The sequence below is a fragment of the Rickettsia endosymbiont of Cantharis rufa genome, assembly GCF_964026445.1.
Classification (GTDB): domain Bacteria; phylum Pseudomonadota; class Alphaproteobacteria; order Rickettsiales; family Rickettsiaceae; genus Rickettsia.
This window is the reverse complement of record NZ_OZ032150.1, coordinates 1,428,861-1,453,591: the sequence shown is the minus strand read 5'-3', so window position 1 is coordinate 1,453,591 and position 24,731 is coordinate 1,428,861. Positions and strand designations below refer to the sequence as shown.

Sequence of the window (24,731 nt, the reverse complement as noted above, 5' to 3'; positions counted from 1 at the left end):
AGGATATACGGTGGTGACCCTAGTGTATGATTGCTAACCACAGATACAAAAAGGCAGTATATAAGTGATACTTTTATTATGCAAATTTAGGTCGTGCCCCCGTATTGCAGTTTAGCATGAATAGTCTATAATACTCAAACAGTGATAAGAGAGAATTATAGTTAAGGAGTTATGACAAGAATATATGTTAAGTGTAGATCAAGAATAGATGTTAAGTGTAGATATTATAACGACACAGAAAAAGTAGTAAAGGCGGGATATTCAATTTCAAAACAACAGAGATATCAATGCAAGCAGTGTAATCGATATTTTTAACTGTAATATATTAATAATGCCTCTAAGCCTGGAGTCAAGGCTCAGATAGTAGATATGTCAATCAATGGCTCTGGAGTTAGGGATACAGTAAGAGTATTAAAAGTGGGTATCAATACGGTTATCCGTGTTTTAAAAAAATCTAGCGTTAAAAAAGATAAATCATTCTATCAATACGATAGAAGTAATTATTGCTCCTGAAATAGATGAACAATGGTCTTATGTACAGAATAAATCCAAACAAAGATGGCTTTGATATTCTTTGGATAAGATTTTGTTAAAAGTAGTTGCTTATACTTTTGGTACAAGATGTGATAGCACATCAGAATCATTACTGAAAAAAACCGGAGGATTTTAAGGTTACTTTTTACTTTACAGATGGATAGGGAAGTTATGCTAGGTTATTAGATCCCAAAAAACACATTGTTAGTAAAAAATATACTCAACGGATAGAACGGGGTAACTTAAATCTTAGAACAAGATGCAAAAGACTGACACGTAAAACAATTTGTTTTTCCAAGTCATTGGATATTCATGATAAAGTCATCGGAACTCTTGTTGAACGTATAGCCTTTTAATATCCACATCTGTAAAATGGAGGTGCGACCAATTAGTTATAAAGATAAATACCTATAATAATAGCAGAGCATCCTATTATACCTAATATTTCAGCATAAATAAGAGCTTTGGCTTTTTTGACTGCACCATAGATTAGCCAGTTAACAAGCAAAAATAAACAAATAAGATATGCCGGTAATGAAATATCCTCAGCAGATTGAGTTGAGAATATTTTATATGCTTGTATATAATGCATGGATTGTCCAAGTATTCCAACGGTCATAATATAATATTCATAATGATGGTTTATATTAGATTTCCGATTAATAAGTATATCAGAATTATTAGTAGTCATAATAATAGTAACCTTAGGAGAATTTAAGTCCAATTATTGAGATTATTAGTGCAGTAATAAAGAATAATCGTAATATAGATATTGACTCATTAAGATGAATATACCTAATATTGCAGTGCCAGCAGCACCAATACCAGTCCATACGGCATATGCTGTGCCTATAGGAATTTTATTTAATGTTTTAGCAAGGCAGGTAAAACTTAATGCTCTAAAGAAAATAAAAAGGAACGCTGGTTTTAGTTTTGTTAAACCGTCAGAATATTTTAATGAAATAGCAAATGCTATTTCAAAGAGTCCACTATTATTAAGAGAAGCCAGTACATAAGGTTAAATATTAATAATATATTAATTATTTTTAGTAAACATAATATTGTGCTTATGAGTTACTATTTACAAAGTTCAGAGGAAAAATCATTAGCCCCTACCATGGTAACATTTATATAAAGTATTTCTCTCTTGTATTATCCATTGCCCTTGATTAAAAGAAAGAATGAAAATGTCTTTTATTGCACTGATTGAGTCATCCAATAAGCCAAATTGTTCTATAGTTACTTTTGCTGAATTAAGAGATTCTATATCAGATAATTCTTGTAATATACTCAAGTTGCTAATTTCAATTTGAAAACCCTTGCCCATTGAACCAATTGCTACTTGGAAAGGAGTATTAACTTGCATGCTATCTTCTGTTTTATTACATGCGGATAATAACAATAGTATTGATAATAGCATCAATCTTATGTACATAAACTAAAACCTTTGATGTATTATATTTAAATATTTTTTACTGAAGGTCCACTAATATAAATTCAATATTTAGAGATTAACAATGCCCTACCCTTACTTCTTCATTTATCAATAATCTTCGGATTAATGATTAATTGCTCTTTACAATCTAGCAGCATTCCATAGAGAATATGAGCATTATCCGGATGCAGGTAATCAAGACCTGCTTTAACAAATAATCCGTCTAACATAATCTTTTTTCTAGCATCAGATTTACGATCAAAGGCTACTGCTTTTTATAATTGCATACGCGTATACCATAATTTCTTTGTAATCAATTTAATCAGTTTTGATGTTTCCTGATTTTGGTTTACTGGGCATTTTAAATTTCTTATGCATCTCTTTTAATTCATTTAAAAGGGATGGTTTTTTATTATCAGTATCTTTTATAAACTGTAAAAATCCAATTAGCAATCTATCATCAATAGTTAGAGCATTACAGGTCTTGAATATATTAAACAATTCGGTCGCACCTCCATTTTACAGATGTGGATATTAAAAGGCTATACGTTCAATAAGAGTTCCGATGACTTTATCATGAATATCCAATGACTTGGAAAAACAAATTGTTTTACGTGTCAGTCTTTTGCATCTTGTTCTAAGATTTAAGTTACCCCGTTCTATCCGTTGAGTATATTTTTTACTAACAATGTGTTTTTTGGGATCTAATAACCCAGCATAACTTCCCCATCCATCTGTAAAATAAAAAGTAACCTTAAAATCCTCCGGTTTTTTTCAGTAATGATTCTGATGTGCTATCACATCTTGTACCAAAAGTATAAGCAACTACTTTTAACAAAATCTTATCCAAAGAATATCAAAGCCATCTTTGTTTGGATTTATTCTGTACATAAGACCATTGTTCATCTATTTCAGGAGCAATAATTACTTCTATCGTATTGATAGAATGATTTATCTTTTTTAACGCTAGATTTTTTTTTAAAACACGGATAACCGTATTGATACCCACTTTATAATGACCTGAAAAATCAAGACAAAATATATGAACAATGTACTTGGTAATTTTGTTCAAAATTAAGCTGCTATTTGTGTATGATGTTGTATACTATCGAGATATACATTCATGGGTTTTTTATACCCAATACTTGAATGAAATCTCTGATAATTATATTTACTGATATAATCATTGATACCCTCTTTAAGTTCTCCTATATTTTGATAATCATTAATAAATATACAATTATATTTCAGTGTCCTAAAGAAACGCTCAATAACAATATTATCAATATTTCTGCCCTTACCATTCATTGATATCTGTATATCATGACTTTTAAGAATACTTATATGATCATTGCTAGTATATTGACTACCCTGATCACTATTCAAAATCTGCGGAGCTTGATACTTACTTAATGCCTCCTTCAATACATCAGTAACTAATAGTCCATCCATACTATTCGACAGTTTATAGCTTAATATGGCTTTGCTATGCCAATCTATAATGGCTGTTAGATACATAAAGCCGCCTTTAGTGCGAATATATGTAATATCTCCGCTCCAAACCTCATTGGCAGTAGGAACAACTACTTTCTTAGTCTTATCTGTTTTAATCCAGAATTTATCAAGTAGATAGCTGTATATTTTATGCTCACCATCTTTGATGGTAGTGAGTTTCTTTTTATGAGGATATATCGCTTCAATACCAACTAATCTCATATATTTTAGTACTCGATCTCGATCTATCTTATACCCATCTTCTAATAATTGATGATATATATAACGATATCCAAATTCTGGATTATCTGTATATATCTCATCTATTCTATTTAATATACTTATATTATAGCTACTAACCTCTTGTACTTTATAATATGCTGAAGAACGGTTAACCCCTAATAATTCACATTGTCTTGTCTTTGGTAATTGTCCTAGCTTGGACTCTACAAGACTCTTTCTATTTAATAAATCCAAGCTTCTTAGCTTTCCCACTGCCCAATCCCTCTCGATTGTAGTTTTCCCCAAATCCTTCGCTAGTTCATCATTCTGTTCCTTAAGCCGGTCGCGCCCCCGTATTGCAGCTTAGCATGAATAGTCTATAATCCTCAAACAGTGATAAGAGAGAATTATAGTTAAGGAGTTATGGCAAGAATAGATGTTAAGTGTAGATCAAGAATAGATGTTAAGTGTAGATATTGTAACGACACAGAAAAAGTAGTAAAGGCGGGATATTCAATTTCAAAACAACAGAGATATCAATGCAAGCAGTGTAATCGATATTTTTAACTGTAATATATTAATAATGCCTCTAAGCCTGGAGTCAAGACTCAGATAGTAGATATGTCAATCAATGGCTCTGGAGTTAGGGATACAGTAAGAGTAGGCACCGTCAAGTTAAGTAAGATAGAGTCAAAAGGAGCTATATTTTTAGATTTCAGGCAGCAAGAAGTCTTTGAGTAGCTTCATCCCAAACGTCTTTAGCGGATGTAAATGCAATTCTTTGCTCGGGTGCCTTTTTATTATATCTACCAACATCTACAGCAAATATATTTCTAACCTTGCTCATCAGTGATAATGTACATTGTGCTGGGTTAGGATGCTTGAATTTAATCAGTATCCTCTCTTTTTGCCTAGTTGGCTGATGAGCATTCTCAACGCGGTTATTTAGTCTCTTATGAGTGCGATACTTAGTTTTAGGGCACATAAGCTTAACAGGTTTAATGTAACTCCTTAGCTTATCAGTAACAATTACTCTTGGAGAAGGATAATTACCCAGTAATCTTGATAAAAACCTAATATCTGACTTCTTGTTACGACGCTTCTGCAACAATACTTCTAACTCATACCCCTCAGAATCAACAGCTCTCCATAATATGAATACTTCACCTTTGATCTCGATGTTCATCTCATCTAAATGCCATTTATCAGTTGGCTTCCGCCCTCTCTTCCTGATGACATCTTGAAAATAAACTGCAAATTTATTGCACCAAAATCTTACAGTCTCATGACTCAAAATAATACCTCGATATGCCATCTGTTCTTGAACATCTCGGTAGCTCTATTAAAACGATGATATAACCATACTACATGACTGATAATACTTGCTGGAAAACGATGTCTCTTCGGGGCTTGAGTAATATGCATAGCGGTATAATTTAGAAAAAAATGGTTATTGCTATTCTATAAATCATTCTTTGCATTTGCTCGATATTTAATTTACATCTCTTTTAACTTGACGGTGCCCTTCAAGATGCTATTGCTCTGATTAGTTATATGTATCATAATGCAGAGGATATATTAAAAAGTTCTAAATCGTTGTTAAATCAAATTCTAACTACTACAAAAGAGGGGTTATACAAATCATGGGATAATGTAATGAAAACTACTTCCGGCAATGTAGAGTATGATTTATGGCAAATGGAAAAGCAAGTACCTAAATCTGAAATAATAACTGAGAAAGCAAAAAGCGAATAGCTGCGAAGTGTAAAAATATCTCGCTTTTCAGTTGATTTCCCAAAACCACTTTTGGAAAAAATAGCGATTTCTTCAACCGGCGCCAGAAGAGGAGTCGAGGATTTTCTTGATCAAAAATATTTTGCTGATAAATTTACTGAAGAAGAACAAGGTTGCTTTATCTTACTCTTAGCATATAAAATATTTAGATATGGTAATAAGGTATGCCTCGAATATTTTAGCGAGAAACAGCCGGAGCTAATTACAAAAATTTTCAATGATTATCCTCATTTATTTTTTAGGAGAGAGGCAATTAATATATGTATTAAAAATGAAGAGGGTAGACAAAAAGCATTAGATGTAATAAAGTTAAAATCGTCGGATAAATTTTTTAAAGATTGCTTTGACACAGTATTCTCTAAGGTAGATTTTGTTGTAAATCTTATATTTAAAGAAGAACCTAAACCGAAACACGTATCTAATGAACCTGAGCTTGCATCCAACTTAGTGGCCCCATCTTTAGATATAGATGAAGATGGTGAGGTAATAGTAGCAGGTAATGTAGAAGATAATAATAACCACCAGTAAACTTTAAAAATGACCAGCATATACCACATTCTTGACCATGTTCCTGCTATTTATAAACAAGACATGGAAATAGAGTATGAGCATTTGGCAATGCAATTAATCAAATCCGGTAAATTACGAATAGATACCGATGAGTGCTGCAATTTTGCAAGGTTTACCGAACCCGCTCTTAATATCAGCTTGATGGTTAGTAAAGAAGAGCTAACAAACCCGCATTTAATCCCCGTAACTACTAAGCTTTTTCAAAATTTATACAGAAATTCTGCTTCAGATCAGAAAATAAAATCAATTTTCGACAATTTAAAAAAGCAAATACAAAAATTGCAGCCAGTTAAAAAAGAAGTAACCGAAATGTTGGCGCGTCTTTTTGTCCAGTCTGCTCATCCAATCGTAATAAGATGGCTTCTTTTTAATAAGACGGAAGTATTTCTCACCTATTCGCATAATATCGGCGACATGATGGATATGGTTAGCTGGCAACGAGTCGGTGGGAATAGCGGCATGCAAAGCACTAACGGCAAGGACGTAGCTATTTTTGTTTCATGCGGCGGTAATCCTTTTGCTGAAAACAATAAAGATTATCCGATTTACGGCAATGGCTGGCCTGCGGTGGCACGACTTCAGATTATCGCAGCTCAAGAACTTGGGCATTTTGCCGACATAAAAAGAGATGATAGGGGGCAGCAAATAACTAGGCATTCGGCTAATTTTTCCGGTACTAAAGCTACCGATAAAGTACGAATTGCTAGAAAAAATGATATAATACATTGTCATAATTTGCTACATAAGCTCCTTAAAGCAGGTATGAAAAAGCAGCTAGATTATGAAACGAAGCTTAAATTTTATAATGCAAATAAAGTTAGCGGCTTAAAAGTTTACGCTATAAAATTCATGATTTTTATATATAAATTTCGGCTTTTAAATTATAGCAGTAAGCATAATCTAATATTTGTGAAAAAATTTAAAACCGATAAATATATGGCATTAATGATTGATGCTATGTTTAAAGATATGCAAGCTAATTTATCGCCGACAGCTGACGTGTATAAAAATAAAAACCCTGAAATTGAAGAAGCCGTAGCCTGTATTGAGGCACTCGCTAGAGTACCGCAACAAGTAGTAAAATGGGGATATTTAACAACCAAAGAAACAATGCATAACCTTTATAAAGTATATTATAACGAGGTTATACCTTCTTTAATTACTAGCTATAATGCTGTCACCGGCGAAGATTATAAACGTGATTTTAAAAAATCGAAAAGCAGCATCTTTTCTAAAATTAATGTCTTTAGGAATAAAAAGCTAGCGCTGAAAGCGGTTAGGGAATTATGAATATATTGCTTTTATAAGAATTTAATATAAAATTATATATAAAAAATGATATGAGAAGCTTATCTATTACTCTACCCGATAATATAGCTAAAGCTAGTAATGAAATTGCTAAAAAGCTAGGATTATCTAGAACAACATTTATTCGTCAAGCCATTATACATGAACTCGATAATCTTCAGTCTCAATTTGAACAAGACGATATCATAAAAAGCTTTAATGTAATGAAAAAATCCAAAAAATATCTAGAAGAAATGATAGAAATCACTGAAAACTTAAATTCAGAATTACTAGAAGAAAAGGAAAAATGGTGGAGCAAAAAGAAGTATTAACTACAGCACCGAATAGTTTTTAAAATGTAATAGTTGAGATTTAATCTTACATTTAGTAAAATAAGATAAATATTAAATGGAGGACTAGAGATGAATCTAAATCAAAAAATAATAAAGCCAAAAATAGGATTACTAGAATTAGCTAGGAGTCTTGGAAGTATATCGTCAGCATGTAAAGCTATGTGTTTACAGTCGGGACAGTTATTATAGGTTTAAAGAGCTATATGAAACGGCACCGTCAAGTTAAAAGAGATGTAAATTAAGTATCGAGCAAATGCAAAGAATGATTTATAGAATAGCAATAACCATTTTTTTCTAAATTATACCGCTATGCATATTACTCAAGCCCCGAAGAGACATCGTTTTCCAGCAAGTATTATCAGTCATGTAGTATGGTTATATCATCGTTTTAATAGTAGCTACCGAGATGTTCAAGAACAGATGGCATATCGAGGTATTATTTTGAGTCATGAGACTGTAAGATTTTGGTGCAATAAATTTGCAGTTTATTTTCAAGATGTCATCAGGAAGAGAGGGCGGAAGCCAACTGATAAATGGCATTTAGATGAGATGAACATCGAGATCAAAGGTGAAGTATTCATATTATGGAGAGCTGTTGATTCTGAGGGGTATGAGTTAGAAGTATTGTTGCAGAAGCGTCGTAACAAGAAGTCAGATATTAGGTTTTTATCAAGATTACTGGGTAATTATCCTTCTCCAAGAGTAATTGTTACTGATAAGCTAAGGAGTTACATTAAACCTGTTAAGCTTATGTGCCCTAAAACTAAGTATCGCACTAATAAGAGACTAAATAACCGCGTTGAGAATGCTCATCAGCCAACTTAGGCAAAAAGAGAGGATACTGATTAAATTCAAGCATCCTAACCCAGCACAATGTACATTATCACTGATGAGCAAGGTTAGAAATATATTTGCTGTAGATGTTGGTAGATATAATAAAAAGGCACCCGAGCAAAGAATTGCATTTACATCCGCTAAAGACGTTTGGGATGAAGCTACTCAAAGACTTCTTGCTGCCTGAAATCTAAAAATATAGCTCCTTTTGACTCTATCTTACTTAACTTGACGGTGCCGGTGGCGAATATAAGGGCAATATAGAGTATCCAGCTTATGGGCCGCACCTCCATTTTGCAGATGTGGGTATTAAATGCTATACGTTCAATAAGAGTTCCGATGACTTTATCATGAATATCCAATGACTTGGAAAAACAAATTGTTTTACGTGTCAGTCTTTTGCATCTTGTTCTAAGATTTAAGTTACCCCGTTCTATCCGTTGAGTATATTTTTTACTAACAATGTGTTTTTTGGGATCTAATAACCTAGCATAACTTCCCTATCCATCTGTAAAGTAAAAAGTAACCTTAAAATCCTCCAGTTTTTTTCAGTAATGATTCTGATGTGCTATCACATCTTGTACCAAAAGTATAAGCAACTACTTTTAACAAAATCTTATCCAAAGAATATCAAAGCCATCTTTGTTTGGATTTATTCTGTACATAAGACCATTGTTCATCTATTTCAGGAGCAATAATTACTTCTATCGTATTGATAGAATGATTTATCTTTTTTAACGCTAGATTTTTTTAAAACACGGATAACCGTATTGATACCCACTTTTAATACTCTTACTGTATCCCTAACTCCAGAGCCATTGATTGACATATCTACTATCTGAGTCTTGACTCCAGGCTTAGAGGCATTATTAATATATTACAGTTAAAAATATCGATTACACTGCTTGCATTGATATCTCTGTTGTTTTGAAATTGAATATCCCGCCTTTACTACTTTTTCTGTGTCGTTACAATATCTACACTTAACATCTATTCTTGATCTACACTTAACATCTATTCTTGCCATAACTCCTTAACTATAATTCTCTCTTATTACTGTTTGAGGATTATAGACTATTCATGCTAAGCTGCAATACGGGGGCGCGACCCATGCTTTTGAATTGTTCTTAAGCATTGAGGGTATTGAGTATACTACTACTAAAGCATATTCTCCTCAAACAAATGGTATGTGTGAACGCTTTAATAAAACTATGAAACAAGAATTCTTTGATACAGCTATGCGTAAAAAGATTTATACTGATCTTGATGATCTACAACTAGATCTTGATATTTGGTTAGAGCATTACAATAACGAAAGATCACATTCCGGTAAATATCGCTATGGTAAAACGCCTATGCAGGCTTTTATGGATAGTAAAAAGTTAGATGTTGAAAAGAATAACGAAATCTTATATCTTGAATACTCATCTGACAATCATAACTTATCAGACATTCAGATATAATTTTTATAGTGTCTGTAGGATTAGATCTTGATTTCTACATTTCATGAAATTGCCGCAGTCACTTCATGGCTTCGCAATGACGAAAAACTCATCCACGTAACAACGCTATTTTGTATTTGTATTCTTATTAGCGTCAGAATTAGCAGTATTATTTTTTTGATCGTCTTCTGCCGGTAGTTTAGAGAGGGAAAGCTTTTGTTTATATTTCTGCTGCTCTGCTAAAAAATTTTGCGCCTCTTTTGAAAGACTATTATATAATTCGCGTTTTTCTTTGTTAATATTGACTATTTCTACTCTATATTTTTGTATTTCTTCACGTATTTCCGGTTTGATAGTACCTGCGTAAGTAGAGAAATCATCTATAATTTTTTGTGTTGTAACATCACTAGTTTTTGCTCCATCTTTTTTTGAGACGTCAGAAGCTACGCTATTGGCAAAGCTGCTCAGACTAAGTAAAATAGCTATTCCAAATATTATTTTTTTTATCATATAAACCTTATTCTTAATAAGTAATATTGTTGCGTGGATACCTGTGTCATTCCCGCGGAAGCCCATAGGTGTCAACCTAAGACCCTATGTCATTCCTAGCTAAAAGCCGGCTTGTTGCATGGCTCGTTTATGTCATTCCCGCGTAGGCGAGAATCCAGTACTTTAAAGCCTTTAAAAAGCTTTATTTTAATAAAAACTTGATCTTAAATATCTTTTTAAAGCTCGATTTATCTCGCTTTACTTCTGGATTCCCGCCTACGCGGGAATGACATCGAGTGGGCTTTGCGAGCCATGCAATAACGACTCCTGTATCTACGCAAAAACTTCTTAACAAGTAGACCATTTTTAAGTCCAATAGTCAATGTAAAACGCCCATCTTTTCCACTTGTATTTTATTCTTGGGTAAGTATAACTATACTAATAGTTGGGAACAAATGTATAAAATATATGATGCGACTATAGTTTTCGGCCGCACCTCCATTTTACAGATGTGGATATTAAAAGGCTATACGTTCAATAAGAGTTCCGATGACTTTATCATGAATATCCAATGACTTGGAAAAACAAATTGTTTTACGTGTCAGTCTTTTGCATCTTGTTCTAAGATTTAAGTTACCCCGTTCTATCCGTTGAGTATATTTTTTACTAACAATGTGTTTTTTGGGATCTAATAACCTAGCATAACTTCCCTATCCATCTGTAAAGTAAAAAGTAACCTTAAAATCCTCCAGTTTTTTTCAGTAATGATTCTGATGTGCTATCACATCTTGTACCAAAAGTATAAGCAACTACTTTTAACAAAATCTTATCCAAAGAATACCAAAGCCATCTTTGTTTGGATTTATTCTGTACATAAGACCATTGTTCATCTATTTCAGGAGCAATAATTACTTCTATCGTATTGATAGAATGATTTATCTTTTTTAACGCTAGATTTTTTTTAAAACACGGATAACCGTATTGATACCCACTTTTAATACTCTTACTGTATCCCTAACTCCAGAGCCATTGATTGACATATCTACTATCTGAGTCTTGACTCCAGGCTTAGAGGCATTATTAATATATTACAGTTAAAAATATCGATTACACTGCTTGCATTGATATCTCTGTTGTTTTGAAATTGAATATCCCGCCTTTACTACTTTTTCTGTGTCGTTACAATATCTACACTTAACATCTATTCTTGATCTACACTTAACATCTATTCTTGCCATAACTCCCTAACTATAATTCTCTCTTATTACTGTTTGAGGATTATAGACTATTCATGCTAAGCTGCAATACGGGGGGCGTGGCTCAAAATATATTGGAGGCATTATGAACCTGCAGCACCAACGTATAGCAGAGATGTGCCACTCATTAAATCTTGTTCAGGTAGCTGAAAATTATTTTGATATCGCACAGTCCTCTAGTAAAGAAGACTCAAGTTATACGGATTTCCTTGAGTCAATATTAAAAACAGAGTTGTTGGCGCGACAAAATAGGAGTAAATCAATACTCACAAGAATGACAGACTTTCCTGCTATAAAAACGCTGGATGATTTTGACTATGATTTTGCTACAGGAGTCAAACGCAAGGTTCTGGAAAATCTAAGTTCCCTATCTTTTGTAGAAAGACAAGAAAACATTATTTTGCTTGATCCTTCTGGAGTAGGAAAAACACATATAGCTATTGCCCTTGGTTATGCAGCTACGCAATGTGGAATCAAGACTAAATTTATAACAGCTGCGGATTTAATGCTCGTACTTAATGCAGGACTAAATCAGGGAAATCTAGGCGCTATACTTAAAAAAGTCATCCTTCCATACAAATTACTCATAGTAGACGAATTTGGGTATCTGCCATTAAAACAGGAACAAGCTAATCCATTATTTCAGGTTATAGCAAAGCGTTATGAGAAAGATAGTATAATTCTTACAAGTAATCTTCCATTTGGACAATGGCACAATAATCTTGCTCAGGATAGTGCTCCTACAGCTGCTATCTTAGATCGTCTGCTCCATCATTCCACGATACTCAATATTAAAGGGGATAGTTTCAGACTTAGAAATAAAAAGAAAGCTGGTCTTGTATCAATAGAGGTGATTAATAAACAGGAGGATAATCTTATGACTTAAATATCAAATGATTTCTTATTATACTGTATCAATTTTCAAACAGTATATATTAAAATTATGTATCATTTTTCGACCGCTGTTGACAATAGTATGAAAGAAACTTTCAGCAACAGCATTATCCAAGCAATTTCCTTTACGACCCATACTCTGTTTGATACCATGTTGTTTTATAATTTTTAAATGACTATCAGAACAATATTGACTACCTCTATCAGTATGCCAAATAAGCCCTTTTGCTGGTTTACGTTGCCATATTGCCATTAATAAAGCATTATTAACCAAATCAGCTCTCATGTTATTACTCATAGACCATCCTATAATTTTTCTAGAAAATAGATCAATAACAGTTGCTAAATATAGCCAGCCTTCACCAGTTGGCACATAGGTTATGTCTCCAACCCAATAACAATTAGCAGCATAAACTGTAAACTCTCTATTTAATAAATTAGGAGCAATTTGCTTATTATGATTAGAGTCAGTAATGGCTTTAAATTTACGTTTAGTTTTACATAGCAAATTAGCTTCTTTTATTAGTCTTGCAATGCGTCTCCTACTAGCAGTTATATCTTGCCGTGATAGTTCCTTTTTAATAGGTCTAGTTCCATAATTACCTCTACCTTCTTTAAAGATAATTTCAATTCTGTTTGTTAATTCATTACCTTCTTTAACCCTATTACATCCAAGATTATTTAACCATTCATAATAACCATTACGTGATACTTTCATAAATTTACACATAGCAGAAATGGAAAAATTACCTCTGTTTTCCTTTATCCATGCGTACCTTATTGGGATTCTTTTGCAAAGTACGCGGCAGCCTTTTTAATAGATCACGTTCTTGTGTTACTCTATCTAGTTCTTCTTCAATCTCCTTAATTCATCATACAGATGTTCTTCATATCTCATTACTTCCTTGAGTTTTGAATGTTTATTAACCCAATTATATAGACTATACTTCGTAATTCCTAGTTCTCTAGCTGTTTGAGCAAAAGGTTGCTTAGACTCAATAGCTAATCTAATCGCTGATTCTTTAAATTCAGCTGGATATATCTTTGGCTCTATATCCGGCATTTTTATCCCTACTGTTAATATCGTCTATTATTAACTTTCTGGAAAACTATAGCTGCATCATAGGAGTTCTAGAAGTCTTTTTCGTAGTATCCCCAGTATTTTTTGAATTATTTACATTTTGTGCTGTATCAAAAATCTTTCTAGAAGATGTTTGATTGGTATTATTAGAATTTTGTGCATCTTGTATATCATCAGAAGATTGTTGTTTTGTATCTCTTTCTCGACCAAAAGTTTTTATCTTTGAAGAAAGATTTTGATGTGTGTTTTGGTTATTAGTGGATTGATTTGTCATCATTAAATCTTCTATTTGCTTGATATAAAGATTCATTTCACCTTTATTTAGAGCAAATTCTTTCATTACTTCTTGCGGTTCAGGTAAAACATTCTGATCTACATATTCTTTTCTCTTATTAGTCATAATATTGCTTTTTACTTGTGTAGTATATGTACCTATTTTTGCTTTTTTCTTTTTCTATATGGCGAACTTTTTGACTTTTACCTACTATCTTTTTAGGATTATAGTCTATAGCAAAATCCTGTATCGCTTCTTCAAATGTGAAAGCCTATTTTGTTTAATACATGTTTCTTTATTTTTAATAAAGTCCTACTCTCTTATTTCTTAAATACATAATTCTACCCTAACTTTATCTCTTTTGACCCTGTCTCGTGTTGACTTATTTTTATCTCCTAAATTCTTAGCATTATAACTCGTTATTCCAAGATCTTAAGCTGCTTGATAAAAACTAGGAACTAACCCGTTATTTCTCCATTCTCCTTGTTTTTTTCTGTAGGGTAAAGCTCCCATGATACTGTTTGCCCCTTCCATTTTGGTACTTGTCTAACTAAATCACTAAAATTAACTCCCGTTGTTGCCGCTCTAGCACCTGTACTTAAAAAGCTACTAGTCAACAAACATGTTGACATGAAAAAAGTTAAAACATATTTTTTTGAATTGAAGCTTTGTAAATTCATTAGAACCTCGATGAGTCATTATTTTTTTAAATATAAACAAGGCGCACTATATAATATTTGTTAATTTATATAAACTACTAATTACTAATATTTGCTAACTAATGAATTTTTTAGCCAAAGTGTAATTAATATATCGTATACACTAGTAATTCAGTTTTTGGTAAATAAAATATGCAAATGCAATTTCACTTATACAACACTCTTAGCCGTACTAAAGAGGTTTTTAATCCTCAAGATCAGGCTAATGTAAAAATGTATGTATGCGGACCGACTGTTTATGATAGTCCCCATATAGGCAACAGTAGGTCGGTAGTAGTATATGATTTACTTTATCGTATACTTATAAAAATATTTAGCAGTAAAGCAGTAAAATATGTACGTAACATTACGGATGTTGACGATAAAATTATCGATAGAGCTGAACTACTTGGCATTACTATTAATGAGCTGACTAATAAAGTTACGCAAGAGTTTCATACAAATATGGCATATTTAGGTTGCATGCTACCGAATATTGAGCCGAAAGCTACAGAGCATATTGATGTAATGATTGAAGTAATAGAAAGATTAATAGTAAGAAAGCATGCATATATTGCTGATAATCATATATATTTTGATGTTTTGTCGGCCCAGAATTATACAGAATTATCTAACAGAAATTTAGAGGAAATGTTCGAAGGAGTACGTGTAGAAAATAGTAAAACTAAGAAACATCCGCAGGATTTTGTATTATGGAAACCGGCAAAGTCAAATGGATCCGCAAATATAAATTTTGAAAGCCCTTGGGGACTTGGTCGTCCTGGATGGCATATTGAATGTTCAGCTATGAGCTATAAATATTTAGGCGAGAATTTTGATATTCATGGTGGTGGAGCAGATTTAATCTTTCCGCATCATACTAATGAGATTGCTCAAAGTAGATGTGCTTTTCCCAGTTCTACTTATGCAAAATATTGGGTACATAACGGATTTCTAACGGTTAATGGTGAAAAAATGAGTAAATCTCTTGGTAATTTTACTACCGTTAGGGATTTAATGGATAAAAAAATTCAAGGAGAAGTAGTAAGGTTACTCTTATTAAGTAGCCATTATAGACGTCCTCTTGATTATAACAATAAAGCTATAGAAGATGCTAAGAAAACTTTAGATTATTGGTATAGAGCTATAGAAAATATTAATGTGCAAAAAATAGATTTACCGTCGGATTTTATGCAAATCTTACTTGATGATATGAATACACCCCTAGCAGTTAAAATAATTAACGACTACGCTAAAATGGTATTTACTTCTACAACTGAAGAAGAAAGGCAGCTTAACGCCTCTGCTCTTATTACTTGTGCTAATTTTATTGGTTTAATGAATAAGACCGCACGTGAATGGTTTAATGGTGGTATGAATGAACCCTATATAAATGAACTTATAAATGATCGTTTAGAAGCAAAAAAACAAAGAAACTGGGAGCTTGCTGATCAAATTCGTAACCGATTATTAGAAGAAAAAATAATTTTAGAAGATAAACCTGACGGTACTACTCTTTGGCGAAAAGAATAAAAGCTTGTAAATTACGCATTATGCACATATAATTTGTATGCTTGTGATTTAAGCAAATTCACACGTAAGATATATGTTAGTTCATTAGAATGAGCATCTTACGGAGGTATAAACTAACAATTAGGAGAATTTAAAAATGTCAAAAATACCATCTGTTAACGTTAAAGAATTATTAGATGCCGGCGTGCATTTCGGTCACAAGACTTCACGCTGGAATCCTAAAATGGCGTCTTATATATATGGTGAACGTGATGATGTTCATATAATCGATTTAAGACAAAGTGCTGCTTTAATGGGTGTCGCTTTGAATACAATATATGAAACCGTAAAAAAAGACGGTAAAGTATTATTTGTAAGTACTAAAATACAGGCAAGTGATATTATAGCGGAATATGCCGAAAAATGTGGGCAATATTACGTAAATCATAGATGGCTCGGCGGTATGCTAACTAACTGGAAAACTATTGCGGGTTCAATAGAAAAACTAGAAAAGCTAGAAAAAACCTTGGAAAGTGAAGAAGCTCGCACCGGTTATACTAAGAAAGAAATACTTGATATGAGCCGTAAGAAAGATAAATTGCTTCTATCTCTTGCTGGTATTAGAAATCTTAATTCTAAACCTGATCTCCTAGTAGTTATCGATACTAATAAAGAGCATATCGCAATTAATGAAGCGGTAAAGCTTAATGTTCCTATAGTTGCAGTAGTCGATACTAATTCTAATCCTGATAATGTGGATTATCCGGTTCCAGGTAATGATGATTCTATAAGATCAATAAGGCTTTATTGTAGCTTATTTGCGGATGCGGCATTACAAGGGCTTGAAGAATCAATGAAAGCTTCAGGAGTTGATATGGGTGCTATGCAGGAACATACTGATAGGGCGTTCACTTCTAAAAATGTTTCTAAATTAAAACAAGCTAAAAAATTCTCTAAAACAAAAAATATTGATGAAGAGACAAATACAGAATTTGAGCAAGCACTAAATGATGCTGATGAAAATAAAAATTCTGAAAACGCATAAATGTTGTTGCGTGGATTGAACAAACATACTTGATGTCATTCCCGCGCAGGCGGGAATCTTAGGGATAAAGCGAGAGAAATCGAGCCTTTAAAAAGCTTTAAAGTACTGGATTCCTGCTTTCGCAGGAATGACATCGAGAGTGTTTTCCTAGTTATACACCACAAACCAAATATAACGAACTAAAGAGAGGAGTAAAATATGAGTGAAGTAAATATAAGTGCAGCAGCAGTTAAAGAATTAAGAGAAAAAACTGGCGCAGGTATGATGGACTGCAAAAAGGCATTAATAGAAACAGAAGACAATTTTGAAGAAGCTGTAGATCTTCTTCGTAAGAAAGGTTTAGCTGCTGCTGCAAAGAAAGCCGGTCGCACGGCTTCTGAAGGCTTAACGGCTGCAAAAGTTGATGGGCTTACCGGAGTAGTAGTTGAGGTAAATTCCGAAACGGATTTTGTTGCTAGAAATGAGCAGTTCCAGGATTTAGTTAAGAATATTGCAAATCTTGCAGTAATTGCAAAAACTATAGACACGCTAAAAACATCTAAAATGCCAAACGGTAAATCAGTTGAAGAAGATATTATAGAAAATATCGCTACAATCGGTGAAAATTTAACATTACGTCGTATGGATATATTAGAGATATCCGAAGGAGTGATAGGCTCGTACGTGCATAATGAAGTTGTCCCAAATCTAGGAAAAATTTCTGTATTAGTAGGTCTTGCGTCTAATGCAAAAGATAAAGCAAAACTAGAAGCTTTAGCTAAACAAATTGCTGTTCATGTAGCAGGAAATAACCCGCAAAGTATAGATGATTCAAGTTTGGATCAAGCGCTCGTGGAGCGTGAGAGAAAAGTATTCTTTGAGAAATCTAAAGAAGAAGGGAAGCCTGATAATATTATAGAAAAAATGGTAGAGGGTAGAATACGTAAATTCTTCTCTGAAGTTGTATTGCTTCAGCAAAATTTCTTATTTGAGCCTAAACTTATCGTTGCGGAAGTAATTAAAAATGCTGAAAAAGAACTGGGTGCAGAAATTAAAATCACCAAATTTATTAGATACGAACTTGGTGAAGGTATAGAACACGAAGAAAAAAACTTTGCCGATGAAGTAGCGGCTATTACGCAGGGTTAACGGGTTTGTCTTATAGCTTCAATGTCATTCCGGCCGCACCTCCATTTTACAGATGTGGATATTAAAAGGCTATACGTTCAATAAGAGTTCCGATGACTTTATCATGAATATCCAATGACTTGGAAAAACAAATTGTTTTACGTGTCAGTCTTTTGCATCTTGTTCTAAGATTTAAGTTACCCCGTTCTATCCGTTGAGTATATTTTTTATTAACAATGTGTTTTTTGGGATCTAATAACCTAGCATAACTTCCTCATTCATCGGCACCGTCAAGTTAAAAGAGATGTAAATTAAGTATCGAGCAAATGCAAAGAATGATTTATAGAATAGCAATAACCATTTTTTTCTAAATTATACCGCTATGCATATTACTCAAGCCCCGAAGAGACATCGTTTTCCAGCAAGTATTATCAGTCATGTAGTATGGTTATATCATCGTTTTAATAGAGCTACCGAGATGTTCAAGAACAGATGGCATATCGAGGTATTATTTTGAGTCATGAGACTGTAAGATTTTGGTGCAATAAATTTGCAGTTTATTTTCAAGATGTCATCAGGAAGAGAGGGCGGAAGCCAACTGATAAATGGCATTTAGATGAGATGAACATCGAGATCAAAGGTGAAGTATTCATATTATGGAGAGCTGTTGATTCTGAGGGGTATGAGTTAGAAGTATTGTTGCAGAAGCGTCGTAACAAGAAGTCAGATATTAGGTTTTTATCAAGATTACTGGGTAATTATCCTTCTCCAAGAGTAATTGTTACTGATAAGCTAAGGAGTTACATTAAACCTGTTAAGCTTATGTGCCCTAAAACTAAGTATCGCACTCATAAGAGACTAAATAACCGCGTTGAGAATGCTCATCAGCCAACTAGGCAAAAAGAGAGGATACTGATTAAATTCAAGCATCCTAACCCAGCACAATGTACATTATCACTGATGAGCAAGGTTAGAAATATATTTGCTGTAGATGTTGGTAGATATAATAAAAAGGCACCCGAGCAAAGAATTGCATTTACATCCGCTAAAGACGTTTGGGATGAAGCTACTCAAAGACTTCTTGCTGCCTGAAATCTAAAAATATAGCTCCTTTTGACTCTATCTTACTTAACTTGACGGTGCCCTTCAAACGTTATAAATCTGCCACGTTTAACCCTATTAGTGCTATGCATGATTATTACCAAGAATACTGATTATTTATCTGCCTCTGTCATTACTCTTACTTTGCGTGATAGTCGAAACCCATGAGACAGCTTCTTTCCTTTCCACAGCTACTTTACCTTTCGTTGTAAGCTCACTTGCCTCAACTATTTTTTTATTCGATAAATCATCTGTATTTAAAAACTGTAATATCTCAGCTGAATTCATATGTTTAATTTTATTCTCTACATTTATCGCCGTATCTTGCTTATCCCGCTTATCCTGAATCTTACTACTTTCCAAGCTATCGTTTTTAGATCTCTCTAAGCTATTTCGATTTAAAAACTCTAATATCTGTTTTGAATCCATATTCTTTATCTGGTCTTTAAGATTAACACTATTAATCTTAACATTGCCCTTACCACTAATCCCTGATGGTTGTATTTCATCTCTATTCAAAAATTGTAGCATCTCTTTTGAACTCATCTGTTTAATCTTTGTTTCTATAGCATCATAAACCTCTGGATTATTATTTTGATCCGGCTTACCACTACGCTTATCTGCAACTACTTTTTTATTGCTCTTGTGCGATACTCTAAATAATTTAGTGGGAAAAGTTAAAGATCCTGACAATCTGATGGACAAAATGACAAAAAAGAAATAGATTTAAAAAGACTCTAGATCAAAGTGATACCCTTCTGGAAAGTTTTATGATGACAAAACCCCTATGTAAACTTTCAAGGATAACATCAAAATTGCCCAAGATAAGTCTATTAATTCTTACTTATCTGACAGCTCTCTTGCTGCTTAATCAATCATTGTCTGTCAGGTCAAGCGTAGTATTTTACACCAATATCAAAACTAAAGATGAAATGGCAAAACTGATCTGATGATCATTAATTAACTTTTTAATTTAGGTTTAAATATATTATGAAAAATAAATTTTATAAAAATTTTATAACGATAGTATTTATATTATTTTCGTTCCAAACCATTGCTGGTCAGAATCAAGATGCCCAAAAAAAGCATGACGATTCTTCATATCTTAATATCTCTGTGACTGAGAAAATGGATGTGCAGGAAGATTTACTTATGTCAAGTGTACGTATAGAGAAGGAGGGGCTCGATCCAAGATCTGTGCAAAATGAGATTAATCTTATAATGGCTAAAGCAATAAAGATAGCTAAACAACCGGATATTAGCGTCTCTACAGGACAATATGATATCTATCAATATAATGAAGAGCAAAATACCAGTAATAAAGAGAAGAAAGTAAAGACAAAGAAATGGCGTGGCACTCAAATATTATCGTTACAAAGTAAATCGCCTGAAGCGTTATTATTAGTAGTCGGGCAATTGCAAAGTGAAGGCTTATTAATACAAAACCTAAGTTATATATTATCTAATGATAAAAGAGATGTTACAAGAAATGCTATGATTGAATCTGCTATTGCAAAACTAAAGAAGCAGGCCACACAAGTAGCAAAAGCTCTTGGTCAAGAATATAGCAGATTTACTGTGATAAATATTGATACTGGATTAGGATTGCAGCCTCCAATGCCAATATACAGAAATGCGATGCCCGTTTTAAGCGTTATGTCTGACGCTGCTATGATGCCGTCTGCAGAGCCGAGTACAAGCACAGTATCGATCACTGTATCCGCAACTGCATTGCTTAAATAAAGTAATGCAGTTTATCTAATACTAAATTAGAATACATTGTAGAATATTAAATAAATCAAGAAGAACATGCGCCAAATTAGTTTCATTTTGCTCACAAGCATTTTATGCATATCATGCAATACCACAAGAGTTGTTGAAATCCCTGAAATTAATAAAGCTGCATTTCAATATGAATCTATAGATTATCAATGTGAAAATGGTAGAAATTTAAATGTACAGTATTTGAATAATGATATTAATAATATTGCATTAATAAACTTAGATAAGAATGTCATTATATTCAGCAATGTTGTTGCAGGTAGTGGCGTACGTTATGCTGCACAGCAATATATATGGCATACAAAAATTGATTATGGTATTTTAAGTGATGAGATATCTAATACTAATTTAGTATGTCATCAACAGAAGTTGAAAACTAATAAGTAGATATAACCATTAGTAAAACAGCGATAATAGTGCATTAATACACCATTGCATATATCTTGCAATAATATTATCTCCTGTTAAAGGTAAAAACACTATAATATACAATAATATACCGGAACAAAACCACGTGAGTTTCTGTGCAAACTCTTGATTCTTATGAAGAATACTGCTCATATAGAGGATGCTACCATCTAATGGAGGTATAGGAATTAAGTTAAAGAAACACAGTACTAAGTTCACTACTAACATATATCCCAGTATGTTATTGAAATAAGTTATAGAGCAAGCCTGAAATATTCCAATGACTTGGAAAAACAAATTGTTTTACGTGTCAGTCTTTTGCATCTTGTTCTAAGATTTAAGTTACCCCGTTCTATCCGTTGAGTATATTTTTTACTAACAATGTGTTTTTTGGGATCTAATAACCTAGCATAACTTCCCTATCCATCTGTAAAGTAAAAAGTAACCTTAAAATCCTCCGGTTTTTTTCAGTAATGATTCTGATGTGCTATCACATCTTGTACCAAAAGTATAAGCAACTACTTTTAACAAAATCTTATCCAAAGAATATCAAAGCCATCTTTGTTTGGATTTATTCTGTACATAAGACCATTGTTCATCTATTTCAGGAGCAATAATTACTTCTATCGTATTGATAGAATGATTTATCTTTTTTAACGCTAGATTTTTTTAAAACACGGATAACCGTATTGATACCCACTTTTAATACTCTTACTGTATCCCTAACTCCAGAGCCATTGATTGACATATCTACTATCTGAGCCTTGACTCCAGGCTTAGAGGCATTATTAATATATTACAGTTAAAAATATCGATTACACTGCTTGCATTGATATCTCTGTTGTTTTGAAATTGAATATCCCGCCTTTACTACTTTTTCTGTGTCGTTATAATATCTACACTTAACATCTATTCTTGATCTACACTTAACATATATTCTTGTCATAACTCCTTAACTATAATTCTCTCTTATTACTGTTTGAGGATTATAGACTATTCATGCTAAGCTGCAATACGGGGGCGCGACCTGCTTAATATATCCATCATATCATCTTTTTTATTCTTATTAGCAAATGGTATAATATTTCCCTTAGGAGGTTTCTTAGACATATCTAATCTTTTAAAGTAGTTGTGATCAAGGCTAGTAATTTAACATAAGAGATCATTCAGATCAAATATTAACTGTTACATCTCAGTCCATAATTAATATATAATATTATTACCATCAAGATTTATCTTTTAGTATTTTTGCCTCTTTTTGCTTTTGTTCAGCTATAGCAGTTTGGTATCCTGCCCAAAAACTGGTTTTGCGTTTATGTTGTGTTGATAATTCTAGAAAATAAGTTTCATGATTTTGATATTGTTTCCAATCAGTAATTTCATTACCTAAGATCCCACACGTAACTATATCTTTAGCTGCATAACTATAATATTTGGATTTAGTGCTTGCTAAAATAGGTTGTATCATTTTCCGATACAATAAAGTAGCAGCAATCGGATCTACCTTATGCAGTACATCTGCTGCAGGACGCAAAATATTGTAATTGCTGCCGTCCAAATCACTACTCTTTGAATGTACTAATATTGCTAGGGGTTCAAATTCTTGAATATCCACCAAAAATGCAATAGCTGCATACGGATCATAATACTCTAGTGTCTTTTGAATAGCAACCTTATGAAATGATCCAATAAAATCTACTTCTGCATATTTAACAATTTCTTTGTAAACTCTAGGACTTAAAGTTTCTTCAAACCAGCGTAGTCTTTCGGTTTGTGCTTCTTGATACTTGCCACATAACCTCAAAGCTTCTATTTTTAAAGCTTTTCTTTTGTTCTGCCACGAATGGATACGAGGTAAATCTATGGAATCTAGCCATTCTATTGTCTCCTGCCCCTTCCAGTGCTTGATAAAACGTTCAGCAATTTCTAAATGTTCATGGGCAGAGACGGTGTTGCATTAAATGAACAGGCAGCTACATGAGCATCAACATCGTCCTGGCAGTCAGCTATCTGTTTTAAGCCAATGCTTATTCTCATCGTATTTTTTAAGTTGTAAACGCGCTTTAGCTTCTGCCCTAGCGACTTTAAGCCTTCATCACCTAATATAGTCTTAAAATTAGAAATTATATAATCATAAACAGCATAATCATTATTCATAAAACGATTAAATACTAGCTCTATCATATCGTCTAAAGAGGTAGTTATTGTCGCATAAGCATTTGCTAAATCAGCATAAGCCTTAATAAAAACATCCCCAATTACTCCATTACTATCATCTACTATATTCAAAGTCTTGGGATGTAAATCTAAGAAAGCTGTTAATAAATCAACAGCATGATTCGGAAATCTTGGTAATAAATCCCTAGCAATATGCATACGTAATTGATCAATCTTGGTAGCAAAATCACCCTATTCATAATAGTCAATAAATCTACTGGATTTTTTTCAGAGATGCTTTCTCAGCTTTAATCACCGAGACAATTTTTTTAGGCTCTTCGTCAAGACTTGCTAATATCACATCTAATTGTTTTTGTATGCTTATGTTACTGTTATAAAGCGATAAAATGATTTCTGCTAATTTCTCTGATCCAATATTAATTAGCTGCTTCTTGTTGACCATACAATCATTTTTAGAGTTGCTACCCCTCGTCTCTTATTTCGACCTTAGTGAAGCTAGTAGCAAAGGATGCTAAATCTAAAGATACTCATAATCAATCATTTTTTGTTAGTATCTGCTTTCGCATCTCTATATGACGCTTTACTACCTCGTTTAATTCCTCTAGTCTCCTCTTGTAACTAATATTACTACTTGCCTTTACATTTGTGACTTCAGAATATTGTATGGCTTGAGATGATTGAGATTTCATATATGATTACCGCAAAGAATAAAATCAGAGTTGTTTGTTCTATAGAAAACAACTAACTTAAGCAAGTATGAACTACTATATAACTATGAATATCTTAAATTTTTTTGGTCGTGCCCCCGTATTGCAGCTTAGCATGAATAGTCTATAATCCTCAAACAGTAATAAGAGAGAATTATAGTTAAGGAGTTATGACAAGAATATATGTTAAGTGTAGATCAAGAATAGATGTTAAGTGTAGATATTATAACGACA

38 protein-coding genes and 6 pseudogenes are annotated in these 24,731 nt (G+C 33.0%); 19 read left to right on the top strand and 25 right to left on the bottom strand.

Features of this window, described 5'->3' with window-relative positions:
- The first annotated feature begins 369 nt into the window (after nucleotides 1–369).
- From AAGD46_RS09890 to AAGD46_RS09880, 3 genes are all read left to right on the top strand, one after another.
- Nucleotides 370–513 carry an IS1-like element transposase gene (locus AAGD46_RS09890; protein WP_341786690.1) on the top strand — a complete coding sequence of 48 codons (144 nt, stop codon included), beginning with the start codon at nucleotides 370–372 and terminating at the stop codon, nucleotides 511–513.
- Nucleotides 470–568 carry an IS1 family transposase gene (locus tag AAGD46_RS09885; protein WP_410525956.1) on the top strand — a complete coding sequence of 33 codons (99 nt, stop codon included), beginning with the start codon at nucleotides 470–472 and terminating at the stop codon, nucleotides 566–568. The genes AAGD46_RS09890 and AAGD46_RS09885 overlap by 44 nt, the downstream gene beginning before the upstream one ends.
- A 166-nt stretch (nucleotides 569–734) precedes the next feature.
- On the top strand, nucleotides 735–890 hold the full coding sequence (locus AAGD46_RS09880; RefSeq protein WP_410525999.1) for an IS1 family transposase: 156 nt from the start codon (nucleotides 735–737) through the stop codon (nucleotides 888–890).
- Nucleotides 891–922: 32 nt separating this feature from the next.
- Here the strand turns inward: AAGD46_RS09880 and AAGD46_RS08295 are convergent, their stop codons facing one another.
- From AAGD46_RS08295 to AAGD46_RS08270, 7 genes and pseudogenes are all read right to left on the bottom strand, one after another.
- Entirely contained in the window at nucleotides 923–1,225 is a 303-nt protein-coding gene (locus AAGD46_RS08295) for a SemiSWEET family transporter (protein WP_341787277.1), read from the bottom strand.
- 45 nt (nucleotides 1,226–1,270) lie between these two features.
- Nucleotides 1,271–1,498, bottom strand: a complete 228-nt coding sequence (locus AAGD46_RS08290) for a DMT family transporter (protein ID WP_341787955.1) — start codon at nucleotides 1,496–1,498, stop codon at nucleotides 1,271–1,273.
- A 141-nt stretch (nucleotides 1,499–1,639) separates the two neighbouring features.
- On the bottom strand, nucleotides 1,640–1,900 hold the full coding sequence (locus AAGD46_RS08285) for a hypothetical protein (RefSeq protein WP_341787276.1): 261 nt from the start codon (nucleotides 1,898–1,900) through the stop codon (nucleotides 1,640–1,642).
- A gap of 170 nt (nucleotides 1,901–2,070) precedes the next feature.
- Nucleotides 2,071–2,199: a conjugal transfer protein TraD gene (locus AAGD46_RS08280; protein ID WP_341787275.1), complete on the bottom strand. Its 129-nt coding sequence runs from the start codon at nucleotides 2,197–2,199 to the stop codon at nucleotides 2,071–2,073.
- Between the two features lie 304 nt (nucleotides 2,200–2,503).
- A pseudogene (locus AAGD46_RS09875) lies at nucleotides 2,504–2,668 on the bottom strand (IS1 family transposase); the annotation flags it as partial.
- A gap of 157 nt (nucleotides 2,669–2,825) precedes the next feature.
- Entirely contained in the window at nucleotides 2,826–3,041 is a 216-nt protein-coding gene (locus tag AAGD46_RS08275) for an IS1 family transposase (RefSeq protein ID WP_341787274.1), read from the bottom strand.
- A gap of 2 nt (nucleotides 3,042–3,043) precedes the next feature.
- A complete protein-coding gene (locus tag AAGD46_RS08270) occupies nucleotides 3,044–3,991 on the bottom strand; it encodes an IS3 family transposase (protein ID WP_341787217.1) in 948 nt (315 codons plus the stop codon).
- A 270-nt stretch (nucleotides 3,992–4,261) separates the two neighbouring features.
- Here AAGD46_RS08270 and AAGD46_RS08265 point away from each other — a divergent pair, with 270 nt between their 5' ends.
- On the top strand, nucleotides 4,262–4,426 hold the full coding sequence (locus AAGD46_RS08265) for an IS1-like element transposase (RefSeq protein ID WP_341787954.1): 165 nt from the start codon (nucleotides 4,262–4,264) through the stop codon (nucleotides 4,424–4,426).
- On the opposite strand, the gene AAGD46_RS08260 is transcribed toward AAGD46_RS08265, so the two are convergent.
- On the bottom strand, nucleotides 4,401–5,000 hold the full coding sequence (locus AAGD46_RS08260) for an IS6 family transposase (protein WP_341787262.1): 600 nt from the start codon (nucleotides 4,998–5,000) through the stop codon (nucleotides 4,401–4,403). The two genes, AAGD46_RS08265 and AAGD46_RS08260, sit on opposite strands and share 26 nt — an antisense overlap.
- A gap of 239 nt (nucleotides 5,001–5,239) precedes the next feature.
- On the opposite strand from AAGD46_RS08260, the gene AAGD46_RS08255 reads away from it, so the two are divergent.
- The 7 genes and pseudogenes from AAGD46_RS08255 (at nucleotide 5,240) to AAGD46_RS08225 (ending at nucleotide 8,710) form a co-directional block, all read left to right on the top strand.
- On the top strand, nucleotides 5,240–5,440 hold the full coding sequence (locus AAGD46_RS08255; RefSeq protein WP_341787273.1) for a hypothetical protein: 201 nt from the start codon (nucleotides 5,240–5,242) through the stop codon (nucleotides 5,438–5,440).
- A 31-nt stretch (nucleotides 5,441–5,471) separates the two neighbouring features.
- A pseudogene (locus AAGD46_RS08250) lies at nucleotides 5,472–6,007 on the top strand (hypothetical protein).
- 9 nt (nucleotides 6,008–6,016) lie between these two features.
- Nucleotides 6,017–7,339, top strand: coding sequence for a DUF2748 family protein (locus AAGD46_RS08245; protein WP_341787272.1), 1,323 nt, complete (start codon nucleotides 6,017–6,019; stop codon nucleotides 7,337–7,339).
- Between the two features lie 50 nt (nucleotides 7,340–7,389).
- Nucleotides 7,390–7,668, top strand: a complete 279-nt coding sequence (locus tag AAGD46_RS08240) for a ribbon-helix-helix domain-containing protein (protein ID WP_341787271.1) — start codon at nucleotides 7,390–7,392, stop codon at nucleotides 7,666–7,668.
- A 90-nt stretch (nucleotides 7,669–7,758) separates the two neighbouring features.
- Nucleotides 7,759–7,897 (top strand): annotated as a pseudogene (locus tag AAGD46_RS08235) (helix-turn-helix domain-containing protein); the annotation flags it as partial.
- 101 nt (nucleotides 7,898–7,998) lie between these two features.
- Complete coding sequence (locus tag AAGD46_RS08230; RefSeq protein ID WP_341787270.1) at nucleotides 7,999–8,514, top strand: IS6 family transposase; 516 nt, start codon at nucleotides 7,999–8,001, stop codon at nucleotides 8,512–8,514.
- Nucleotides 8,495–8,710, top strand: a complete 216-nt coding sequence (locus tag AAGD46_RS08225; protein ID WP_341787197.1) for a transposase — start codon at nucleotides 8,495–8,497, stop codon at nucleotides 8,708–8,710. The genes AAGD46_RS08230 and AAGD46_RS08225 overlap by 20 nt, the downstream gene beginning before the upstream one ends.
- 133 nt (nucleotides 8,711–8,843) lie before the next feature.
- Here AAGD46_RS08225 and AAGD46_RS08220 read toward each other — a convergent pair.
- A pseudogene (locus tag AAGD46_RS08220) lies at nucleotides 8,844–9,550 on the bottom strand (IS1 family transposase); the annotation flags it as partial.
- An 82-nt stretch (nucleotides 9,551–9,632) separates the two neighbouring features.
- Here AAGD46_RS08220 and AAGD46_RS08215 point away from each other — a divergent pair.
- A pseudogene (locus AAGD46_RS08215) lies at nucleotides 9,633–9,986 on the top strand (integrase core domain-containing protein); the annotation flags it as partial.
- Between the two features lie 105 nt (nucleotides 9,987–10,091).
- Here the strand turns inward: AAGD46_RS08215 and AAGD46_RS08210 are convergent.
- Nucleotides 10,092–10,475 (bottom strand): hypothetical protein, encoded by a 384-nt coding sequence (locus tag AAGD46_RS08210; RefSeq protein ID WP_341787269.1) that lies wholly within the window; start codon nucleotides 10,473–10,475, stop codon nucleotides 10,092–10,094.
- 497 nt (nucleotides 10,476–10,972) lie between these two features.
- A pseudogene (locus tag AAGD46_RS08205) lies at nucleotides 10,973–11,692 on the bottom strand (IS1 family transposase).
- 103 nt (nucleotides 11,693–11,795) lie between these two features.
- Here AAGD46_RS08205 and istB point away from each other — a divergent pair.
- On the top strand, nucleotides 11,796–12,596 hold the full coding sequence (gene istB / locus AAGD46_RS08200) for an IS21-like element helper ATPase IstB (protein ID WP_341787268.1): 801 nt from the start codon (nucleotides 11,796–11,798) through the stop codon (nucleotides 12,594–12,596).
- Between the two features lie 18 nt (nucleotides 12,597–12,614).
- Here the strand turns inward: istB and AAGD46_RS08195 are convergent, their stop codons facing one another.
- The 4 genes from AAGD46_RS08195 to AAGD46_RS08180 form a co-directional block, all read right to left on the bottom strand.
- Nucleotides 12,615–13,343, bottom strand: a complete 729-nt coding sequence (locus tag AAGD46_RS08195) for an IS3 family transposase (protein ID WP_341787953.1) — start codon at nucleotides 13,341–13,343, stop codon at nucleotides 12,615–12,617.
- 105 nt (nucleotides 13,344–13,448) lie between these two features.
- Nucleotides 13,449–13,667, bottom strand: coding sequence for a transposase (locus AAGD46_RS08190; RefSeq protein WP_341786903.1), 219 nt, complete (start codon nucleotides 13,665–13,667; stop codon nucleotides 13,449–13,451).
- Between the two features lie 46 nt (nucleotides 13,668–13,713).
- Nucleotides 13,714–14,085 carry a hypothetical protein gene (locus AAGD46_RS08185; RefSeq protein ID WP_341787267.1) on the bottom strand — a complete coding sequence of 124 codons (372 nt, stop codon included), beginning with the start codon at nucleotides 14,083–14,085 and terminating at the stop codon, nucleotides 13,714–13,716.
- A gap of 332 nt (nucleotides 14,086–14,417) precedes the next feature.
- Nucleotides 14,418–14,591 (bottom strand): hypothetical protein, encoded by a 174-nt coding sequence (locus AAGD46_RS08180; RefSeq protein WP_341787266.1) that lies wholly within the window; start codon nucleotides 14,589–14,591, stop codon nucleotides 14,418–14,420.
- Between the two features lie 225 nt (nucleotides 14,592–14,816).
- On the opposite strand from AAGD46_RS08180, the gene cysS reads away from it, so the two are divergent.
- The 3 genes from cysS (at nucleotide 14,817) to tsf (ending at nucleotide 18,342) form a co-directional block, all read left to right on the top strand.
- Complete coding sequence (gene cysS / locus AAGD46_RS08175) at nucleotides 14,817–16,190, top strand: cysteine--tRNA ligase (protein WP_341787265.1); 1,374 nt, start codon at nucleotides 14,817–14,819, stop codon at nucleotides 16,188–16,190.
- Nucleotides 16,191–16,326: 136 nt separating this feature from the next.
- Nucleotides 16,327–17,214: a 30S ribosomal protein S2 gene (rpsB, locus tag AAGD46_RS08170; RefSeq protein ID WP_341787264.1), complete on the top strand. Its 888-nt coding sequence runs from the start codon at nucleotides 16,327–16,329 to the stop codon at nucleotides 17,212–17,214.
- A gap of 198 nt (nucleotides 17,215–17,412) precedes the next feature.
- A complete protein-coding gene (tsf, locus tag AAGD46_RS08165) occupies nucleotides 17,413–18,342 on the top strand; it encodes a translation elongation factor Ts (RefSeq protein ID WP_341787263.1) in 930 nt (309 codons plus the stop codon).
- A 61-nt stretch (nucleotides 18,343–18,403) separates the two neighbouring features.
- Here the strand turns inward: tsf and AAGD46_RS08160 are convergent, their stop codons facing one another.
- A complete protein-coding gene (locus AAGD46_RS08160) occupies nucleotides 18,404–18,559 on the bottom strand; it encodes an IS1 family transposase (protein WP_410525998.1) in 156 nt (51 codons plus the stop codon).
- Between the two features lie 254 nt (nucleotides 18,560–18,813).
- Between AAGD46_RS08160 and AAGD46_RS08155 the strand changes: the two genes are divergently transcribed.
- Entirely contained in the window at nucleotides 18,814–19,413 is a 600-nt protein-coding gene (locus AAGD46_RS08155) for an IS6 family transposase (RefSeq protein ID WP_341787262.1), read from the top strand.
- A gap of 126 nt (nucleotides 19,414–19,539) precedes the next feature.
- Here the strand turns inward: AAGD46_RS08155 and AAGD46_RS08150 are convergent, their stop codons facing one another.
- Nucleotides 19,540–20,115 carry a hypothetical protein gene (locus AAGD46_RS08150; protein ID WP_341787261.1) on the bottom strand — a complete coding sequence of 192 codons (576 nt, stop codon included), beginning with the start codon at nucleotides 20,113–20,115 and terminating at the stop codon, nucleotides 19,540–19,542.
- A 297-nt stretch (nucleotides 20,116–20,412) separates the two neighbouring features.
- On the opposite strand from AAGD46_RS08150, the gene AAGD46_RS08145 reads away from it, so the two are divergent.
- Together AAGD46_RS08145 and AAGD46_RS08140 are read left to right on the top strand one after the other, a co-directional pair.
- Entirely contained in the window at nucleotides 20,413–21,165 is a 753-nt protein-coding gene (locus AAGD46_RS08145; protein ID WP_341787260.1) for an SIMPL domain-containing protein, read from the top strand.
- Nucleotides 21,166–21,252: 87 nt separating this feature from the next.
- Nucleotides 21,253–21,591 (top strand): MliC family protein, encoded by a 339-nt coding sequence (locus AAGD46_RS08140; protein WP_341787259.1) that lies wholly within the window; start codon nucleotides 21,253–21,255, stop codon nucleotides 21,589–21,591.
- 9 nt (nucleotides 21,592–21,600) lie between these two features.
- Here the strand turns inward: AAGD46_RS08140 and AAGD46_RS08135 are convergent, their stop codons facing one another.
- The 8 genes from AAGD46_RS08135 to AAGD46_RS08110 form a co-directional block, all read right to left on the bottom strand.
- Entirely contained in the window at nucleotides 21,601–21,840 is a 240-nt protein-coding gene (locus AAGD46_RS08135) for a hypothetical protein (RefSeq protein ID WP_341787257.1), read from the bottom strand.
- A 26-nt stretch (nucleotides 21,841–21,866) separates the two neighbouring features.
- Entirely contained in the window at nucleotides 21,867–21,995 is a 129-nt protein-coding gene (locus tag AAGD46_RS09870; protein ID WP_410525997.1) for an IS1 family transposase, read from the bottom strand.
- Nucleotides 21,996–22,161: 166 nt separating this feature from the next.
- The gene (locus AAGD46_RS09865) at nucleotides 22,162–22,215 is read right to left on the bottom strand and encodes a hypothetical protein (RefSeq protein WP_410525952.1); all 54 of its coding nucleotides are present in this window, start codon (nucleotides 22,213–22,215) and stop codon (nucleotides 22,162–22,164) included.
- A gap of 1 nt (nucleotide 22,216) precedes the next feature.
- Nucleotides 22,217–22,360, bottom strand: coding sequence for an IS1-like element transposase (locus AAGD46_RS09860; protein WP_341786690.1), 144 nt, complete (start codon nucleotides 22,358–22,360; stop codon nucleotides 22,217–22,219).
- Between the two features lie 477 nt (nucleotides 22,361–22,837).
- A complete protein-coding gene (locus AAGD46_RS08125) occupies nucleotides 22,838–23,494 on the bottom strand; it encodes a DUF6880 family protein (RefSeq protein ID WP_341787952.1) in 657 nt (218 codons plus the stop codon).
- Nucleotides 23,495–23,538: 44 nt separating this feature from the next.
- Nucleotides 23,539–23,988 carry a DUF6880 family protein gene (locus AAGD46_RS08120; RefSeq protein ID WP_341787256.1) on the bottom strand — a complete coding sequence of 150 codons (450 nt, stop codon included), beginning with the start codon at nucleotides 23,986–23,988 and terminating at the stop codon, nucleotides 23,539–23,541.
- A 55-nt stretch (nucleotides 23,989–24,043) separates the two neighbouring features.
- The gene (locus AAGD46_RS08115) at nucleotides 24,044–24,232 is read right to left on the bottom strand and encodes a hypothetical protein (protein ID WP_341787255.1); all 189 of its coding nucleotides are present in this window, start codon (nucleotides 24,230–24,232) and stop codon (nucleotides 24,044–24,046) included.
- Between the two features lie 91 nt (nucleotides 24,233–24,323).
- Nucleotides 24,324–24,479 carry a hypothetical protein gene (locus tag AAGD46_RS08110; protein ID WP_341787254.1) on the bottom strand — a complete coding sequence of 52 codons (156 nt, stop codon included), beginning with the start codon at nucleotides 24,477–24,479 and terminating at the stop codon, nucleotides 24,324–24,326.
- Between the last annotated feature and the right edge of the window lie 252 nt (nucleotides 24,480–24,731).